Below are 17,178 nucleotides of genomic sequence, written 5' to 3' on the forward strand. Positions count from 1 at the left end.
GGGCGGCTGGTCGGCTCGTCGAGCGGGTGCCGGGGTATCTGGCGATCCTCGCCGCGCACGATGTGGACTGTGTGCGCCTCGAATCGGCTGATCCAGGCAGGATCATCTACGAAGACGATGATCAGGTGGTCGTCGTCCCTCATGTGACCGGCTAGGGCGGGGTGGGGTGTGGCGGCATAGGGTGGGCGGCCGGATGGCGGCTTATGAGAGGAATGTCCACTGATGGATACCGATGTGATCATTGTGGGGGCCGGGCCGACCGGTCTCATGTTGGCGGCGGAGCTGCGGCTGGCCGGGGTGCGGCCGTTGGTGCTGGAGCGGAAGGCGCAGCGCAGGGACGTGCCCAAGGCGGGCGGGCTCGGCGGGCAGATCCTGGAGTTGCTGCGGTATCGGGGGCTGCTGGAACGGTTCGCGGCGGCCTGCACCGAGCCGATGCCGGCGCCCAGGTTCCCGTTCGGCGGGGTGCATCTGGATCTCACCCAGCTGGCCGATCCGCCGATGCACGCCCTGCCGCTGCCGCAACAGCTCCTTGAGCGGCTGCTGGAGGAGCGCGCCGGCGAGCTCGGCGTCGACCTGCGCCGCGGCCACGAGGTGGTCGGCGCGAGCCAGGACGACACCGCGGTGACCCTGGACGTACGCGGACCGGACGGCCCCTACCAGGTGACCGCCCGGTACGTGGTGGGATGTGACGGCGCGCGCAGCCGGGTCAGGGAGCTGGCCGGCATCGCGTTCCCCGGCACCGTCTATCCGGAGGTCAACCGGCTGGCCCAGGTCACCCTGCCCGACGAGGTGACCGTGCACGGCAACGGCGATCTCGACGTGCCCGGCTTCGGCACGATCCGCGCCGGTTTCACCCGGACCGAGAGCGGCCTGCTGGGCGTCGGCTCGTCGCCGGACTCCAGGGTCGTCTCCCTCTACACCACCGAGGACGAGAGCACCGAGTACGACGACGACGTCCCGATGACCGTGCCGGAGCTCCAGGACAGCCTGCGCCGTGTGGTGGGCGTGGACCTGCGGGTGGGGGAGGCGCTGCGGCTGTCGCGGTTCACGTTCAAGGCGCGGCAGGCCGAACGGTACCGCGACGGGCGGATCCTGCTGGCCGGGGACGCGGCCCACCTGTTCCCGGCGACCGGGATCGCGCTCAACGCGGGCATGCTCGACGCGGTCAACCTGGCCTGGAAGCTGGCCGCCGAGGTGCGGGGGTGGGCGCCGTCCGGGTTGCTGGCGACGTACCAGGAGGAACGTCATCTGGCGGGCGCCCGCACCATGTTGCACACGCGCGCCCAGGTGGCGCTGCGGCGCGGCCACGACGCGGCCGCCGAGGCGCTCCGGGAGGTCTTCCAGGAGCTGCTGACGGACGAGCAGCCGCTGCGCCGCATGGGCGCGATGGTGGCCGGCAGCGACATCCGCTACCCGATGCCCGGGACGCACCATCACCCGCTGACCGGCGCGTTCGCCCCCGACCTCGTCCTGCACACCGACCAGGGCATGACCGGCGTCGCCGAGCTCATGCACCCCGCGCGGCCCGTCCTGCTCGACCTCGCCGACCGCGCGGACCTGCGCGAGGTCGCGGCCGAGTGGCGGGACCGGGTCGACGTGCACACGGCCAAGACCGACCAGCGCCCGGCCGACGTGCTGCTGATCCGTCCGGACGCGCACGTCGCCTGGGCAGCCGGCCCGGACGAACCGGCCGGCACGGCCGCGCCCGCGCTGCGCGAGGCGCTGTCCACCTGGTTCGGCGCCCCCTGAGGACGCGCGAACCGGCCGGGTGCGCAGATCCTCCGGTCCCCCTGTCGCGACGGCGGCGCGGCCGATCGTCTTCCAGGCGGAAAGGCATCGGTCCCGGCACGTCGTCCGGCAGGCCGCGGCCGAGGGGGCGACGCCTTCGGTCAGGGGTGGTTCGTGTGGAGGTGGAGGTCGCGTAGCAGGCAGACCTCCGACAGGTGGTGGATGAGCTCGCGGTGGACGTGCAGGACCAGGTCGGCCATGGGGGCCTCCGGGTAGGGCTCCGCGTCGCCCATGGGCGCGCGCAGGCCGGCCTCGCCGAGGTCCCGCACGCCCGCCAGCCACCGTTCGGCCTGCGTGTCGAGCTGGTCGAGCGCCGCGGCCGCGCCGCCGGCGTACTCCCAGGTCTCGTACGAGGCCGGCGGCGCCCCGAAGTGGACGGCGTTGCGGACGGCCAGCACGCCGACGATGACGTGGCCGAGCCGCCAGGCGATCGTGGTGAAGGGCGGCGGCACCGGCTGGGGGAAGGCGAAGTCGATCGTGTGGCCTCCCGCGCCGGCCTGCACGGGCGCCGTGGAGGTGCCGCGCGGCCGTACGCTCCAGGCGTCCGGCACCGGTGACCAGAAGTACTCCTCGTCGGTCAGGCCGTCGAGCCGGGCCCGGAGCTGGTGGTTCCAGTGGAACTCCCACTGCTCGCGCAACGTGCGGTTCCAGTCGAGTGTGTGTGCGTCCATGGAGTCACGATCACCCCCCTGGCGGACAGGATCGGTCCGCTTTCTGGCAAGGTGGCGGCATGGACGAGACGGGCGGCGAGGAGCGGGGCACGACCGAGCGGGTGCTGGCCCTGCTCGGCCTGTTGCAGCAGCGTCAGGTCTGGACCGGCCCCGAGCTGGCCGGACGGCTCGGCGTCACGTCGCGCACGGTACGCCGCGACGTGGAACGGCTGCGCGCGCTCGGCTACCAGGTACATGCCAGCCAGGGCATCGGCGGCGGCTACCGGCTCGGCCCCGGCCAGGACCTGCCGCCGCTGCTGCTCGACGACGAGGAGGCGATCGCCACCGCCGTGTCGCTGCTCGCCGGGGCGGACAGCGCGGTCGCGGGCGCAGGCGACGCCGCGATCCGGGCGCTGGCCAAGCTCGACACGGTGCTGCCCACCCGGCTCCGGCACGAGGTGCGCGCGCTGTCCGGGGCGGTGGAGTCGTTCGGCGGGGGGCGTGCGCCGGTCGATCCCGAGGTGCTCATGACGCTGGCCAGGGCCTGCCGGGACGAGGTCGAGGCCGGCTTCGACTACCCGTCAGGAGGGCGGGTGGGGCGGCGGCGGGTCGAGCCGTACCGGCTGGTGACCTCCGACCGGCGCTGGTACCTGCTCGCCTACGACCTCGACCGGGACGACTGGCGCAGCTTCCGGGTGGACCGGATGGCCGGGGTGGCCGCGCGCACCTTCCGGTTCCGGCCGCGGCCGGCGCCCGACGCGGCGGCGTACGTGCAGGAGGGCGTGGCGAGCCGGGTCTACCCGCACCAGGCGCGCTTCCTCCTGCACGCCCCGGCCGCCACGGTACGCGCGCAGGTCCCGGCGTCGGCGGCCGTCGTGCGGGAACGGGAGGACGACCGGTGCGAGCTGGTCAGCGGCGCGGGCAGCCTCGACTACGTGCTCATGCACGTGGTAGCGCTGGGCCACGACTTCGAGGTGCTCGACCCGCCGGAGCTGCGGGAACGCTGCCAGGAGCTGGCCCGCAGGCTGTCGGCGGCCGGGGCGGTCAGGCCGTCGGGGTGACGGGGGCGGTGTCCAGGGTGAAGGTCTCGACGATCTCGGTGCAGGTGCCGTGCTCGCCCATCACGCACAGCGCGAGGGTCTGGTAGGCGGCGGTGAAGGCCGACGGCGCGGCAAGGAGGCCCAGGTCGAGCGGGTGGTCCGGCTGCTGGAGCCGGGTGAGGGTGATGTGCGGGCGGAACAGGTCGCCGATCTCGTCGTAGCCGTAGAGGTCGAGGTTGGCGCGGGCGGTGGGCGGCGCGGTGAGCCGGTGGTCGGCCAGCACGCGGCCGACCGGGTCGCGGTGGCGCAGGCCCGTGCGCAACGGGTTGAGCGCGGCGACGACGTCCTCCTGGAGGCGGGTGATCGCGTCCGTCTTGCGGTAGAACAGCTCGACCATGCCGTGCTCGTTGGCGGCGAAGGACTCGCCTTCCAGGAGCGTCGCGGAGGTGCGCCGGCTGAGGTCGCGCAGCAGCGCGACGGCCTTCTCGAGCTGGTCGGGGGTGAAGTTGGCCATGTAGAGCGAGATGTGCGGGTAGAGGCCGTCCTCGCGCAGGACGAACTCGGTCGCGGTGGCCTCCGCGCAGCGCCGGCTCAGGCGCACGGCCTCGGCGTTGACGTCGTGCGGCGGCAACAGGACAACGTCGTAGACCGGGAGATCGCCCATAGGGGATGAGTGTAGGACGGAACGGGGGTGCCGCGCGCGGGCGGCCTGCCGCCGCAGGGCCAGGCGTACGGCCGGGAACGAGTAGGCGGCCAGCGGCGCCAGCAGGAACACCGCCCCGGCCGCGCGCTGGTCGGCCAGCGGGTCGGGCACCCCGGGCGGGGCCGCCAGGGCGAACCAGTCGGCCGCGACGGCCGGGCCCACCAGCAGGTACGTCCCCAGCCCCAGGTACGCGACGGCGGCCACCGCCAGCAGCCGGACCCGCGCGGCCCACGGGAACGGCCTGGGCAGCGGGTCGAGGTCGAGCACCGCCCAGGCGACCAGCAGGCCCACACCGGCGGACACGGCCATGGTGACCAGGTGAGGCGCGTACCCGGCGAGCGACCAGGGCAGCCACGGCGTGCCGTACAGCAGCAGGAGCAGCACCGGGGCGGCGGCGGTCAGCAGCGCGGGACGGGTGAGGCGCCGCCCGAGGGCGCGCTCGCCGAGCGGGCCGTACTGGGAGCCGGGGCCGGTGGCCCGCGCGGCCAGGGTGAGCGGCGCGCCCGCGCACAGCAGGAGCGGCGCGACGACGGCGAGCACGACGTGCTGCACGGCCTGGGCCGACGACATCGCCCGCGCGTACCCGCCCACGCCGCCGAACAGCGCGACCGCGGCCACGGCCAGCCCGGCGTGCCAGGAGAGCGTGCGCAGGACCGGCCAGCCGGGCACCCGGCGCAGACCGGCCAGGTAACCGGCGGCGGGCAACGCCAGCAGCAGCAGGACGAGCGGGTCGAAGCGCACCTCGCTGAGGAGGGCGCCGGGCGAGAAGGGCGCGAGGGCGTACTCCAGGACGGGATGGTCGTGCCCGCCACCCGCGCCGGGCGGCGGCGGGGTACGCGAGAGGCCGACGGCCAGCCCGGTCGCCGCCACCATCACGGTCACCTCGCCCGCGGCCAGCCGGACGAACGTGCGCCGCACCCCCCGGTCGGCCACGCCGGCGACGGTACGCAGACGGTGCCGCCGGCCGAACCAGGCCAGCACCGCCAGGGCGGCGACCTTGGCCAGCAGGAGCAGGCCGTACCGGCTCAGCCACAAATCGGACAGGGTGTCGAGCCGCACCCAGGCGCTGACCAGGCCGGAGAGGGCCACCGCGGCGAAGCAGCACAGCGCGATCGTGCTGAACCGGGGCAGCACCACCCGCAGGTCGGCCGAGCGCCGGAAGTGCAGCAGCACCGCGGCCAGGCCGCCCACCCACACCGACACCCCCAGCAGGTGGGCCATCAGCGCGGACACGGCGATGTCGTGGTCGGCCGCCGAGGCGGCATGGCCCACGTAGGCGGGCGGCAGCAGCCCGAACGCCGCCACGGCCAGCGGCACCCAGGCGGGCAGCCGGCGCACGAGCGTGGCCACCGCCACCGCGAACGTCGTGACCAGCACCACCAGGAGCGCCTGCGTCTGCGGGAGTGAGGTGCCGAAGTCGAGCATGCCGGGCTCGGCGAGCAGGTTCCGCACCGGCATCGGGATGAAGCTGGACAGGGTGAACAGGTAACCGGCCAGGGCGGCGACCGCCCACCCCAGCGCCCACCAGCCCGCCGCGCGCAGGCATCGCGCCGACTCGGGCGAGCCGGCCGGGGCGAGCACGGACGCCGCCAGCAACGTCCCCACGCACGCCACCGCGCACAGGTCGAGGGTCAGGCGGGCCAGCGGCAGCCCCCAGTCGGTGACCGGACCGGCGGTGGGCAGCCCGAAGACCTCCACCGTGCCGGCGCCGCCGCCGAAGCGCAGCGCCGCGACCAGTGCCAGGACGCCCACGCCGACCGCGAACAGGGCGTACGTCCGGGCAGAAGCTCTCATAGCCGACCCGCCACGTCGTCGGAGGCCAGGAACCCGGCCGCGCCACCCGGGGCGGGCGCGGCCCCCACATGCTCCCACAGGGCCTTCGGCCGGGCCAGGCGCGAGCGACGTCTGCTTCCAGCGCATACGCGGAGATACGCGCCTCCGCCGCCCGCGGTTCAGCAGGTCAGGGGTGGAGCCCCAGGAGGGTGACGGCCTGTTCGCGCATCTCGACCTTGCGGATCTTGCCGGTGACCGTCATCGGGAACCCGTTGACCAGGTGCACGTAGCGGGGGACCTTGTAGTGGGCCAGACGGCCGGAGCAGAAGTCCCTGATCGCCTCGGCGGTCAGCGGCTCGGTGCCGGGGCGCATGACGATCCAGGCCATCAGCTCCTCGCCGTACTTCTCGTCCGGCACGCCGATCACCTGGACGTCGGCGATGTCGGGATGCGTGTAGAGGTACTCCTCGACCTCGCGCGGGTAGACGTTCTCGCCGCCGCGGATGACCATGTCCTTGATCCGGCCGACGATGTTGACGTAGCCCTCGGCGTCCATGGTGGCCAGGTCGCCGGTGTGCATCCAGCGGGCCTCGTCGATCGACTCGGCCGTCTTGTCCGGCTCGTTCCAGTAGCCGAGCATCACCGAGTAGCCGCGGGTGCACAGCTCGCCCGGCTCGCCGCGGGGCACCGCGAGCCCGGTCTCCGGGTGCACGATCTTCACCTCCAGGTGCGGCATCACCTGGCCGACCGTCTCGGTGCGGCGTACCAGCCCGTCGTCGCGGCGGGTCATCGTCGACACGGGTGACGTCTCGGTCATGCCATAGCAGATCGCCACCTCGCTCATGTGCATCTCACCGATCACCCGCTTCATCACCTCGACCGGGCACGGCGAGCCCGCCATGATGCCGGTGCGCAGCGACGACAGGTCGAAGTCGGCGAAGCGCGGATGGCCCAGCTCGGCGATGAACATCGTCGGCACGCCGTACAGGGAGGTGCACCGCTCGCTCTCCACGGCCCGCAGCGTGGCCTCGGCGTCGAAGCCGGGCGCGGGCAGCACCACGCAGGCGCCGTGCGAGGTCGCGCCCAGGTTGCCCATGACCATGCCGAAGCAGTGGTAGAGCGGCACCGGCAGGCAGACCCGGTCGTCCTCGGTGTAGCCGACGCCCTCGCCGACGAAGTAGCCGTTGTTGAGGATGTTGTGGTGCGACAGCGTCGCGCCCTTGGGGAAGCCGGTCGTGCCCGAGGTGTACTGGATGTTGATCGGGTCGTCGAAGGACAGCGTGGCCGCCCGTACGCGCAGCGCGGCGGTGTCGGCACGGCGGCCCGTCTCGACCAGCTCGTCCCAGCCGGGCTCGCCGATGAACACCACCCGCGTGAAGCCGATCTCGGCGAGCATCGCGCGGTAGTCGCTCGTCTTGTGCTCGACGGCGCTGACCAGCAGTTGCATGCCCGACTGGCGGACCACGTAGTCCAGCTCGTGGGCGCGGTAGGCCGGGTTGATGTTGACCAGGATCGCGCCGATCTTGGCGGTGGCGTACTGCGTCAGCACCCATTCGGCGCAGTTGGGGGCCCAGATGCCGACCCGGTCGCCCTTGGCGATGCCCCTGGCCAGCAGGCCGAGCGCCACCTCGTTCACCGCGGCGTCGAACTCGGCGTACGTCCAGCGCCGCCCGCTCGCCATCTCGACCAGCGCCTCGCGGCCGGCGTACCGGGCCGCGGCGCGTTCCAGGTTCTCCCCGATCGTCTCGCCCAGCAGGGGGAGCGCGGAGACGCCGGACGCGTAGGAGAGCAGTGAGTCACCCATGCCCGAAGCATCCGCCAGGGCGGTGAGGCACGCTACCCCCGTTCAGGGGTAGCCGCGGGACGCCGGCCGCGTGCCATGCTGGTGACATGGCGGTGACACATCTTCCGTCGAGTGCCCTGGCCCCGCAGGCCGCCGTGCTGCTGCGGGCCGCCCTCACCCGGATGCGGCACGTCGTCGGGCTGCCCGTCCTGTTCGGCGGCGCGGTCTCGGCCCCGGGCGGCGCCGTGCGGCTCACCGAGCTGACGGGGGTCCGCACGGACGTGCTGCGCGGGCTCGCCATCCACACCGGCAGCGGCCTGGGCGGCCGGGTCCTGGTCACCGCCCGGCCGGGCAGCGTCGAGGACTACGTCACCGACTCCCGCATCAGCCACGAATACGACAGACCGGTGGCGGCTGAGGGCCTGCGGGCGATCGCGGCCGTCCCCGTCGTGGTGGGCGGGACGGTCTACGGGCTGCTCTACGGCGGCGTCCGCGAGCCGCTGCCGCTCGGCACCCGCGTCCTCGACGGCATGCACCAGATCGCCGCCCGGCTCGGCGTCGAGCTGGCCGTACGCGCGGAGGTGGAGCGGCGGGTGGCCGCGCTGGAGACGGCCGCGATCACCGGCGCCGCCCGCGAACGGCCCGCCGGCCCCGAATGGGAGCAGCTGCGCGAGGCGCACGCCGAGCTGCGCTCGATCGCCCAGGAGGTCGCCGACCCGGTCCTGCGCGAGCGGCTGCAGGGCGTCTGCGACCGGCTGACCTCGCCGAACGGCGGCGCGGTCCCGGCCAACCCGCTCTCGCCCCGGGAGCTCGACGTGCTCTCGCTGGTCGCGGTCGGCTGCGGCAACGCCGAGGTCGGCCGGCGGCTCGACCTGAAGCCGGAGACGGTCAAGAGCTACCTGCGCAGCGCGATGCGCAAGCTCGGCACCCACACCCGGATGGAGAGCGTGGTCTCGGCCAGGCGCGCCGGCTACCTCCCCTGACACCGGCGGATTTACCAACTACGGACGATGCCCGTCGGCGCCGTCGACCGGTTCCGGGTAGGCCCCCACCATGACTGCTTGGACGAACGACGAACTCGACCGGATCGCCGCCGCCGAGGAGCTGCAGATCGCGTCCCTGCGCGGCGACGGCGAGCTGCGCCGCCCGGTGACGATCTGGGTCGTCCGCCTCGGCGACGACCTGTACGTCCGGGCCGTGAACGGGCGGGACGGCACCTGGTTCCGCGGCGCCCAGGAGCGCGGACGTGGCCGGATCCAGGCCGGGGGGGTCGACAAGGGCGTCACGTTCGCCGACGCCGACCAGGAGCTCAACGACCGGATCGACGCCGCGTACCGGGCCAAGTACCGCCATTACTCGGAGAGCATCGTGGACTCGGTGGTCAGCGGGCAGGCGCGGGCCGCCACGATCAGGCTCGTGCCGCGCTCCTGACCGGCCCGGCAACGAGAGGTCCGAAGGCCGCCAGCACCCGGCCCGCACCGGCGGCGACAGTGGGACGCATGAACACTGTCGTGGATCAGCACGTCCGCATTGAACCCAACATCCTCTACTTCGGCACCCCCGTCGTCCTGATCTCCACCGTGAACGAGGACGGCACCCCCAACCTCGCCCCCATGTCGTCGGCCTTCTGGCTGGGCTGGCGCGGCATGCTGGGGCTCGGGGCCAGGTCGAAGACGTCCCAGAATCTGGTGCGGACCGGCGAAGGCGTGCTCAACCTGCCGTCCGACGCCCTCGCCCCGCAGGTGGACCGGCTGGCGCTGACCACCGGGAGCGACCCGGTCCCCGAGCGCAAGCACCAGCGCGGCTACCGGTTCGTGCCGGACAAGTTCCAGCGGGCCGGGCTGACCGCCGTCCCGTCGGAGACGGTGGCCGCGCCCCGGGTGGCCGAGTGCCCGGTCGCCATGGAGGTCGTGGTGGAGGAGACGCATCCGGTCGGCGACGGCGGGGTGCTCGCGTTCGAGGTGCGGGTGCAGCGGGTCTGGGTGCACGAGGACATCCGCATGAAGGGCACCGACGACCACATCGACCCCGACGCCTGGCGTCCGCTCATCATGAGCTTCCAGAAGCTGTACGGCCTGGGCCCGCAGGTGCACCCGTCCACCCTGGCGAGCATCCCGGAGCGGCACTACCGCAGCGCCGACCTCGAACGCGCGCGCACCCTCTAGAGGCGTTCCAGCAGCGGCAGCCAGGTGCGGTGGGCGCACAGCTCCTTGATCCGCGCCCGGGGCAGCCACTCCGCGCCCGTGCTCTCCGACCCGGCCGGCGGCGCGGTCGCGGCGCCGGGCGTCGCCAGCCGGGCCCGGAACATCACCATGTACGTCAGCGGCGCGTAGCGGTAACCGGCGGGAGCCGGGCGCAGCAGCTCGATGCGCTGCCACGCGAACACCGACAGGGCCGACGGCTCCAGGAGCAGGCCGGTCTCCTCCTGGAGCTCCCGGACCGCGGCCTCGGTGGCGTTCTCACCGGCCTCCAGGTGGCCGCCCGGCACGTCCCAGCCGCGTCCGGGCCGGTCGACGCACGTGAGCAGGGTCCTGCCGGTGCTGTCGGTGACGAACGCGAACGCCGAGGTCGTGCCGTCGGCGGGCGGGAGGTCCGGGGAGAGGATCACGTCGAGGCGGTGCTCGACGGGGATCCACGGCACGGTGCGGGAGGCCATCACACGGGTCATGCCTCCATTTCACACGCCCTTGCGCATGGCCCGGTTGCCCAGGTACAGGCCGATCGCGGCGACCAGGCAGGCCGACGCGGTGCCGTACAGGACGGAGGGGTTCGCGAGGTCGCCGGAGAACAACGCGCGCTGGCCTTCGACGATGTACGTGACCGGGTTCGCCGTGCCGACGGCGCGCAGCCAGCCCGGCGCGGTGTCCAGGGGCAGCAGCACGCCCGACAGCAGCAGCAGGGGGAACAGGATCGACTGGCTGACGATGTAGAACAGCGTCCCGCCGGGCGCCGACCGGATGGCGAGGACGAACGAGAACGCCCCCAGCCCCACCCCGAAGACGGTGAGCTGCGCCAGCCCCGCCAGGACGCCCGCCGGATACAGCTCGAACCCCAGCGGGACGGCGAGCACGATGATCAGCACGGCCTGGGCCAGCAGGACGACCATCGCCTTCATCGCCCGGCCCACCAGCATCGCCGTCCGGTTCAGCGGCGTGACCAGCATGCGTTCCAGCGAGCCGCCGATCAGCTCGACCAGCAGCGTGTAACCGGCCGACATCGGCCCGGTCAGGCACATCATGACCAGGATGCCCGGCACGAACCACTGCCACGACGAGCCCACCGCGCCGTCCAGCAGCGCGCCGAACAGGAACAGGAACAGCAGCGGCTGGCCCATCTCGAACAGCAGCGCGACCGGCTCGCGCAGGACCGGCCGGAACTCGCGGGTGAAGACGGTGGCGGTGTCACGCAGGAAGGTCGTCATCGGTGAGGCTTCTCCCGGTGAGGGTGAGGAACACGTCGTCAAGGGTGGGGCGCGCGGTCTCGGCGGCGGTCACCTTGATCCCGGCGGCGTCGAGCGCCCGCAGGCAGCCGGGGAGCGCGGCGGGCGCGTTCGCCACCCGCAGGCGCACGGTGACGCCCTCGGCTTGGCCGCCGGTCAGCTCGGCGGCCCTGGCGGCGTCCTGGCCGGTGTCCGTGGTGACCGTGATGGTGTCGCCGGCCAGGTCGTTCTTGAGCTGCTCGGCCGTGCCGTCGGCGATGATCGTGCCGTTGTCGATGATCATCACCCGTTCGGCCATGTTGTCGGCCTCCTCCAGGTAGTGGGTGGTGAGGAAGATCGTGGTGCCGTACGCCTCGCGCAGGCGCAGGATGTGCCGCCAGATGTCGGCGCGGCTCTTGGGGTCGAGGCCGGTCGAGGGCTCGTCGAGGAACAGCAGGTCGGGGCGGTGGATGAGGCCGAGCGCGATGTCCAGGCGGCGGCGCTGGCCACCGGAGAGCGTGCCCGGCCTGCGGCCCGCCAGGTCGTCCAGGTCGAGCAGGCGCATCAGCTCGCCGGCCCGCGCGACGGCGTCGGAGACGGTCAGGCCGTAGCAGCGGCCCTGCGTGACGAGCTCGTCCCGGACGCGGAAGCTCTCGCCCGCGCTGTTCTTCTGGCCGACGTAACCGATGCGGGAGCGCACGCCGGCCGGGTCGCGGGTCACGTCGTGCCCGGCGACGACGGCGGTGCCGGAGGTGGGCGGGAGCAGCGTCGTGAGCAGGCGGAGGGTGGTGGACTTGCCGGCGCCGTTGGGGCCGAGGAAGGCGACGAGCCGGCCGGGTTCGACGTCGAGGTCGATGCCGCGTACGGCTTCGACGGTCTCTTTCTTCATTTTGAACACTCGGGTGAGGCCCCGGGTGTGGATCATGGGTGGTGCCTCCTGGGCATGGCGAAGAAACCCCTGGTCGGGGGCCCTTTCGGGGATCGGTTCAGTCTGAGCCGGGTGATATCGATTTGGCAAACGCGAATGTGACGTTCATATACGGCCCTGACCTGCGGAAACGACGTCCGCGGAGGTGGCTGCGGAAGGCGGATTTCCGGGCCTCGACATGGGGTTTCGCGCCTTTTCGCGAAGAGGTGTGATATTTCCGTGCTTGCGGCGTATGTGGTGGCTCCGCGATGATCTCGGGCGTGAAACGCTTGTGGTTGATTGCGGTAATTGCCGCTGTCGGTATGACGGGGGTCGCGGAGGCGGCGGACGGTGTTCCCGGTGTCGACGTCAGCAATTGGACGGGCGACGTGGACTGGGCGAGCGTGGCCTCCGGCGGCGGCAAGTTCGCGTTCGTGCAGGCCACCGAGGGCACGAACTACCGCAACCCACGGTTCGACGCGCAGTTCGGCGGGGCCGCGACGGCCGGGCTCCTGCGCGGCTCCTATCACTTTGCGCAACCGCATGAATCCGACGGGACAGCACAGGCCGACTATTTCCTGCAGAACGGCGGAAACTGGACCAGCGACAGTCAGACGCTGCCCGGTGTCCTCGATATCGAGGACAATCCGTACAAGGACAAGAACGGCAAGAACAACTGTTACGACCTGTCCGCCGAGGACATGGTCACCTGGATCAAGGACTTCACCAAGAAGTACCGGCAGCGGACCGGCCGGGACGCGATCATCTACACCACCACGAGCTGGTGGCAGACCTGCACGGGCAACTCCGGCGCGTTCAAGGCCAACCCGCTCTGGCTGGCCCGCTGGGGGAGCGACCCCGGAGAGCTGCCGAAGAGCTGGAAGAGGCACACGTTCTGGCAGTCGGCGGAGAAGGGCTCGCTGGCCGGCGGCCAGAACTCCTTCAACGGCTCGGAGTCCCAGCTCAGGTTGCTGGCCAACCCGCCCGCCCGGGTGTCGGTCTCCGGCCTGGTCAAGGGCAGGAAGCTCTACCGGGTAACGATCACGAACACCGGCCCGCACCCCGTCGAGGACATCGTGGTCTCCGGGCGCGCGTACGGCGGGCAGAAGGTGGTCAAGGCCCCCGGGTGCAAGTTCAGCGGCACGGCGGTGCGCTGCGTGGTCGGCAAGCTGGAGCGGGGCCAGAAGGCCGCCTTCACCTTCACCACCAAGCCGAAGCCGAAGGGCCAGGTCGGGATGGTCGTCGAGGTAGGAACCGTCACACTTAACCTCAAAAGCTGATAAATCCCGATAGGTAGGATAAAACCCGGAATCTCGGCTTAAGGGAGAAACGGGTGGCGCGGCGGCGGCTGGTCCTGGTGGTGACCGCCCTGGTCGTCCTGCTGGCGGGCGCGGCGTCCATGCCGTTGTCGACGTTCGTGCCGTCCAGGATCGTGCGCATCGCGTACGAGATCGAGCGGTACGACATCACGTACTCGTGGGGCGGCGGCCACGGCGAGCGGCCCGGCCCCACGAAGGGCACCTGTCTGGGCTACAGCGGCCGGATCAAGCCCTGCCCGGCCGCGCGCACCCGCGGCCTCGACTGCTCCGGCCTGGCCCGCTGGGTGTACGCCCTGGCCAACGGAAGGGACGTGCTCGGCCCCGGCAACACCGACGACCACGTACGCAGGATGCGGCCTGTCGAGCGGGGCCTGCCGGGCGACTTAGTCTTCTTCGGAAAAATCACGAAAAATAAGATCAAGACGCATCATGTGGGCATCTATCTGGGTCGTGGGAAGATGATGAACGCACCTGAGACGGGGGCTTCGGTGCGCATTGACGATATCGGGCGAAGAGCTGACTTCGCGGGCTTCTACCGGTACTGAAAGCGGGCGCTACCGGTACTGAAAAGGGTGCCATGCTCCAGTTACACCTCCTTGGACCGCTCCACGCCACCATGGCCGGCCGCCGGCTCGACCTCGGCTCCGCCAGGCAGCGCGCCGTGCTCGCCCGCCTGGTCGCCGCCGACGGCCAGCTCGTCTCGACCGACCGGTTCATCGAGGACCTGTGGCAGGGGCAGCCGCCGCCCAAGGCGCTGGCCGCGCTCCAGGTCTACGTCTCGAACCTGCGCCGCGTCCTCGAACCCGACCGGCCGCCGCGCGCCCCCGCCGCAGTGATCGTCAGCGCCCCGCCCGGCTACCGGCTCTGCCTGCCCGACGAGGCGGTGGACGCCTGGCGGCTGCCCGGCCTCATCGACGCGGCCGGCGCGGCACTCAAGCGGGGCGCGGGCGCCGTCGCCCACGACCTGCTCGACCAGGCGCTCGGCCTGTGGACGGGCCCCGCCTACGCCGAGTTCACCGAGGAGTGGGCCGCGCCCGAGGCGGCCAGGATGGCCGAGCTCAGGCTCGTCGCCGTCGAGTACCGCGCCGAGGCCGCGCTGCTGATGGGCCGCCACGCCGAGGCCGTGCCGGAGCTGCGCGCCCACGCCGACGCCCACCCCCTGCGCGAGAACGCCGTCCGCCTGCTGGCCCTGGGCCTCTACCGGTCCGGCAGCCAGGCCGAGGCGCTGGCCGTGCTGCGCCAGGCCCGCGAGAACCTGGCCGAGGAGCTCGGCGTCGATCCCGGCCCGGCCCTGCGCGCGCTCGAACAGGACATCCTTCGCCAATCCGAGTCCCTGCACGCGCCCGAGGTCGTCGAACACGTCCAGGAACGGCCGGTGGCCACGCAGGAGCCCGCGATCGTGGGCCGGGCCCGCGAGCTGGCCGCGCTGCGGGAGGAGGCCGGGCGGCCTCTTCGGCGCACGGTCTGGCTGGGCGGCGAGCCGGGCGCGGGCAAGAGCGCGCTGGCCGAGGCGTTCGCGGCCGAGCTGGCCGAGCGCGGGTGGCGGGTCGCGTTCGGGCGCTGCCCGGAGATCGACGGTGACGCGCCGCCCGCCTGGGCGTGGAGCGAGATCGTCCGGCAGCTCGCCGCCGTACGGCCGCCCGCCGCCGCCGACGCCGCCCGCCTGGCCCCCCTCCTGAACGACGGCGTCGCCATCCAGAACCAGTTCCAGCTCGCCAGGGCCGTGGCCGGCTACCTGGCGGGCTGCGCGCCCCTGCTCGTGGTGCTCGAAGACGTCCACCGGGCCGACGGCGAGACCCTGCACCTGCTGCGGCACCTGGACCCCGCCGCGCGGATCCTGGTCGTCGCCACCTACCGTCCGGCCGAGACCACCGAGGACCTGACCGCCACCCTGGCCGCGCTCGCCACCGGCAGCAGGCACGTCGAGCTCGCCGGGCTCGACGAGGCCGCCGTCGCCACGCTGCTCGAACGCCACTCCCAGCGCGCCGGCCTCGACCCGGCCACCGTCCGGACGGTCCTGGAGCGCACGCTCGGCAACCCGCTGTTCGTCTGCGAGATCGCCCGCCTGCTGGCCTCCGAAGGGCCGCAGGCCGCCGAGGCGCTGCCGCCCGGCGTGCGCGACCTCATCCGCCGCCGCATCACCCGCCTGCCCGCGACCGCCCAGACCGTGCTGCGCAACGCCGCCGTCGTCGGCCGGGACGCCGACGTGGACGTGCTGATCGCGCTGCACGACGGCGACGAGGACACCGTCTTCGACGGCCTGGAGGCGGGCGTCATGACGGGCCTGCTGGCCGAGCCGGGACCCGGCCGCGTCAGGTTCACGCACGTCCTGGTCAGGCAGGCGCTGTACGAGGACACCGCGCGGATCCGCCGTACCCGGCTGCACGGGCGCGTGGTGTCGGTGCTGGAGCGGCTGCGGCCGAACGACGTGGCGGCTCTCGCGCACCACGCGCTGGAGGCCGCCGCGCCGGACGCCGTGCGGTACGCCAGGGCGGCGGCCGTACAGGCGTCCGGCCTGCACGCGCACCGCGAGGCGGCGGCGCTGTGGCGCGCCGCGCTGGAGTTCGCCACCGACGACGCGACCCGGCTCGACCTGCTGTGCGGACTGGTGTCGGCGCTGGGCCACGCGGGCGACGTGCTGGGCGCGCTGGCCGCCAGGACGCGGGCCGTCGAGCTGGCCGCCCCGCGCGGCGCGCTCGCCCGCGCGCTGACCTCCTACGAAGCCCCCGTGGTCTGGACGATCCAGGTGGACTCCCTCTACAACAGGGACTTCATGGAGGCCGTGGAGCGCGAGCTGGCCGCCGGACCCGACGACGAGACGCGCTGCCGCCTGCTGGCCGCGCTCGTGTTCGAGCTGGAGGGGCACGACGACGACCGCGTGGACGCCGCCGGCGCCGAGGCCGTGGCCCTGGCCCGCCGCCTCGGCCGTCCCGACCTGCTCTGCCTGGCGCTCAACGCCCGCTACTTCGCCGTGCTCAGCCCCGAACGGCGGGACGAGCTGGAGGCCGTCGGCGCCGAGCTGCTGGAACTGGGCCGCACCCACCGGCTCGTCGGCTACCTCACGCTGGGCCACTGCGCGCTGCTCATGGCCGCGCTCGGACGCACCGACCTGGAGGCGGCCAGGCGGCACGCCGACAGCGGCGTGGCGGTGTCCACCAGCGGCCAGCTCGGCATGTCGCTGGCCATCCTGGCGCTGTTCGGCGCGCTGCGGAAGCTGGTCGAGGGCGAGTTCGACGAGGCGGAGGCCGTCTACACCGGGCTCACCGAGCAGATGGCCGAGCGCGGCGGCGTCAACGCGCGGGCCATGGGCGCTCTGGGCAGGTTCGCCGTCCGGATGGCCCGCGGGAACGTCCGCGACTCCCTCGACGAGCTGGCCGCCATCCGGGAACGCGTGAACAGCGACACCGTGCACGAGATCTACGCCGGGGCGCTGGCGGCCGCGGGCGAGCTCGACGCGGCCCGGCGGGTGTGGCGGCCCGAGTCTTGGTTGCCGCGCAACTACTACTGGCTGATGTGGCAGGCGCTGCGCGGCCGGACCGCCGTCGCCCTGGAGGACCGCGAGGTGGCCGGACGCTCCTACCGCGTCCTGCTGCCGTGGGCGGCCGAGCTGGCCGGGATGAGCAGCGGGTCGGTCACGCTCGGGCCGGTCGCGCTGGTGCTCGGCGACCTGGCCGAGCTGCTCGGGCTGCCGGCCGAGGGCCACTACGCGCAGGCTCTGAAGGTCGCCGAGCGCGTCGGCTCGCCCCACTGGGCGCAGGCGGCCCGCCGCCGGGCGCGCCGCTGAGCGGTCCCAGGGG

At 73.0% G+C, this 17,178-nt stretch carries 14 protein-coding genes; 8 read left to right on the forward strand and 6 right to left on the reverse strand.

The window, feature by feature from the left end; genetic code table 11:
• Window positions 1–222 precede the first annotated feature (222 nt).
• Window positions 223–1,749, forward strand: a complete 1,527-nt coding sequence (locus ABZ444_RS08185) for an FAD-dependent monooxygenase (protein WP_357994254.1) — start codon at window positions 223–225, stop codon at window positions 1,747–1,749.
• A gap of 140 nt (window positions 1,750–1,889) precedes the next feature.
• Here ABZ444_RS08185 and ABZ444_RS08190 read toward each other — a convergent pair whose 3' ends face one another.
• The gene (locus tag ABZ444_RS08190; protein ID WP_357994256.1) at window positions 1,890–2,459 is read right to left on the reverse strand and encodes a DinB family protein; all 570 of its coding nucleotides are present in this window, start codon (window positions 2,457–2,459) and stop codon (window positions 1,890–1,892) included.
• 59 nt (window positions 2,460–2,518) lie between these two features.
• On the opposite strand from ABZ444_RS08190, the gene ABZ444_RS08195 reads away from it, so the two are divergent.
• On the forward strand, window positions 2,519–3,499 hold the full coding sequence (locus ABZ444_RS08195; RefSeq protein ID WP_357994258.1) for a YafY family protein: 981 nt from the start codon (window positions 2,519–2,521) through the stop codon (window positions 3,497–3,499).
• Here ABZ444_RS08195 and ABZ444_RS08200 read toward each other — a convergent pair.
• Window positions 3,483–5,975: a cytochrome c oxidase assembly protein gene (locus ABZ444_RS08200; protein WP_357994260.1), complete on the reverse strand. Its 2,493-nt coding sequence runs from the start codon at window positions 5,973–5,975 to the stop codon at window positions 3,483–3,485. The two genes, ABZ444_RS08195 and ABZ444_RS08200, sit on opposite strands and share 17 nt — an antisense overlap.
• Before the next feature lie 166 nt (window positions 5,976–6,141).
• A complete protein-coding gene (locus tag ABZ444_RS08205) occupies window positions 6,142–7,758 on the reverse strand; it encodes an AMP-binding protein (RefSeq protein WP_357994262.1) in 1,617 nt (538 codons plus the stop codon).
• 86 nt (window positions 7,759–7,844) lie between these two features.
• Here ABZ444_RS08205 and ABZ444_RS08210 point away from each other — a divergent pair, with 86 nt between their 5' ends.
• The 3 genes from ABZ444_RS08210 (at window position 7,845) to ABZ444_RS08220 (ending at window position 9,902) form a co-directional block, all read left to right on the forward strand.
• The gene (locus ABZ444_RS08210) at window positions 7,845–8,720 is read left to right on the forward strand and encodes a LuxR C-terminal-related transcriptional regulator (RefSeq protein WP_357994264.1); all 876 of its coding nucleotides are present in this window, start codon (window positions 7,845–7,847) and stop codon (window positions 8,718–8,720) included.
• 70 nt (window positions 8,721–8,790) lie between these two features.
• Complete coding sequence (locus tag ABZ444_RS08215) at window positions 8,791–9,168, forward strand: DUF2255 family protein (RefSeq protein ID WP_357994266.1); 378 nt, start codon at window positions 8,791–8,793, stop codon at window positions 9,166–9,168.
• Between the two features lie 68 nt (window positions 9,169–9,236).
• A complete protein-coding gene (locus tag ABZ444_RS08220) occupies window positions 9,237–9,902 on the forward strand; it encodes a flavin reductase family protein (RefSeq protein ID WP_352355777.1) in 666 nt (221 codons plus the stop codon).
• Here ABZ444_RS08220 and ABZ444_RS08225 read toward each other — a convergent pair.
• The 3 genes from ABZ444_RS08225 to ABZ444_RS08235 are packed head-to-tail and all read right to left on the reverse strand — an operon-like array spanning window position 9,899 to window position 12,080.
• Window positions 9,899–10,405 (reverse strand): NUDIX hydrolase, encoded by a 507-nt coding sequence (locus ABZ444_RS08225; protein WP_357994268.1) that lies wholly within the window; start codon window positions 10,403–10,405, stop codon window positions 9,899–9,901. The genes ABZ444_RS08220 and ABZ444_RS08225 overlap by 4 nt on opposite strands.
• 9 nt (window positions 10,406–10,414) lie before the next feature.
• Window positions 10,415–11,158 (reverse strand): ABC transporter permease, encoded by a 744-nt coding sequence (locus tag ABZ444_RS08230; RefSeq protein ID WP_357994270.1) that lies wholly within the window; start codon window positions 11,156–11,158, stop codon window positions 10,415–10,417.
• On the reverse strand, window positions 11,139–12,080 hold the full coding sequence (locus tag ABZ444_RS08235; RefSeq protein WP_357994272.1) for an ATP-binding cassette domain-containing protein: 942 nt from the start codon (window positions 12,078–12,080) through the stop codon (window positions 11,139–11,141). The genes ABZ444_RS08230 and ABZ444_RS08235 overlap by 20 nt, the downstream gene beginning before the upstream one ends.
• A 251-nt stretch (window positions 12,081–12,331) precedes the next feature.
• Here ABZ444_RS08235 and ABZ444_RS08240 point away from each other — a divergent pair, with 251 nt between their 5' ends.
• Genes ABZ444_RS08240 through ABZ444_RS08250 form a run of 3 tightly spaced genes read left to right on the forward strand, consistent with a single transcriptional unit; the run spans window position 12,332 to window position 17,165 of the window.
• Window positions 12,332–13,342, forward strand: coding sequence for a lysozyme (locus ABZ444_RS08240; protein WP_357994274.1), 1,011 nt, complete (start codon window positions 12,332–12,334; stop codon window positions 13,340–13,342).
• Between the two features lie 53 nt (window positions 13,343–13,395).
• Window positions 13,396–13,926: an NlpC/P60 family protein gene (locus ABZ444_RS08245; protein ID WP_357994276.1), complete on the forward strand. Its 531-nt coding sequence runs from the start codon at window positions 13,396–13,398 to the stop codon at window positions 13,924–13,926.
• 32 nt (window positions 13,927–13,958) lie between these two features.
• Window positions 13,959–17,165: a BTAD domain-containing putative transcriptional regulator gene (locus ABZ444_RS08250; protein ID WP_357994278.1), complete on the forward strand. Its 3,207-nt coding sequence runs from the start codon at window positions 13,959–13,961 to the stop codon at window positions 17,163–17,165.
• The last annotated feature ends 13 nt before the right edge of the window (window positions 17,166–17,178 follow it).

The sequence above is a fragment of the Nonomuraea sp. NPDC005730 genome, assembly GCF_040630865.1.
Classification (GTDB): domain Bacteria; phylum Actinomycetota; class Actinomycetes; order Streptosporangiales; family Streptosporangiaceae; genus Nonomuraea.

Coding starts and splice junctions, on each gene's coding strand:
- ABZ444_RS08185 (WP_357994254.1), top strand. CDS start 223: ATGGATACCGATGTGATCATTGTGGGGGCCGGGCCGACCGGTCTCATG.
- ABZ444_RS08190 (WP_357994256.1), bottom strand. CDS start 2,459: ATGGACGCACACACACTCGACTGGAACCGCACGTTGCGCGAGCAGTGG.
- ABZ444_RS08195 (WP_357994258.1), top strand. CDS start 2,519: ATGGACGAGACGGGCGGCGAGGAGCGGGGCACGACCGAGCGGGTGCTG.
- ABZ444_RS08200 (WP_357994260.1), bottom strand. CDS start 5,975: ATGAGAGCTTCTGCCCGGACGTACGCCCTGTTCGCGGTCGGCGTGGGC.
- ABZ444_RS08205 (WP_357994262.1), bottom strand. CDS start 7,758: ATGGGTGACTCACTGCTCTCCTACGCGTCCGGCGTCTCCGCGCTCCCC.
- ABZ444_RS08210 (WP_357994264.1), top strand. CDS start 7,845: ATGGCGGTGACACATCTTCCGTCGAGTGCCCTGGCCCCGCAGGCCGCC.
- ABZ444_RS08215 (WP_357994266.1), top strand. CDS start 8,791: ATGACTGCTTGGACGAACGACGAACTCGACCGGATCGCCGCCGCCGAG.
- ABZ444_RS08220 (WP_352355777.1), top strand. CDS start 9,237: ATGAACACTGTCGTGGATCAGCACGTCCGCATTGAACCCAACATCCTC.
- ABZ444_RS08225 (WP_357994268.1), bottom strand. CDS start 10,405: ATGACCCGTGTGATGGCCTCCCGCACCGTGCCGTGGATCCCCGTCGAG.
- ABZ444_RS08230 (WP_357994270.1), bottom strand. CDS start 11,158: ATGACGACCTTCCTGCGTGACACCGCCACCGTCTTCACCCGCGAGTTC.
- ABZ444_RS08235 (WP_357994272.1), bottom strand. CDS start 12,080: ATGATCCACACCCGGGGCCTCACCCGAGTGTTCAAAATGAAGAAAGAG.
- ABZ444_RS08240 (WP_357994274.1), top strand. CDS start 12,332: ATGATCTCGGGCGTGAAACGCTTGTGGTTGATTGCGGTAATTGCCGCT.
- ABZ444_RS08250 (WP_357994278.1), top strand. CDS start 13,959: ATGCTCCAGTTACACCTCCTTGGACCGCTCCACGCCACCATGGCCGGC.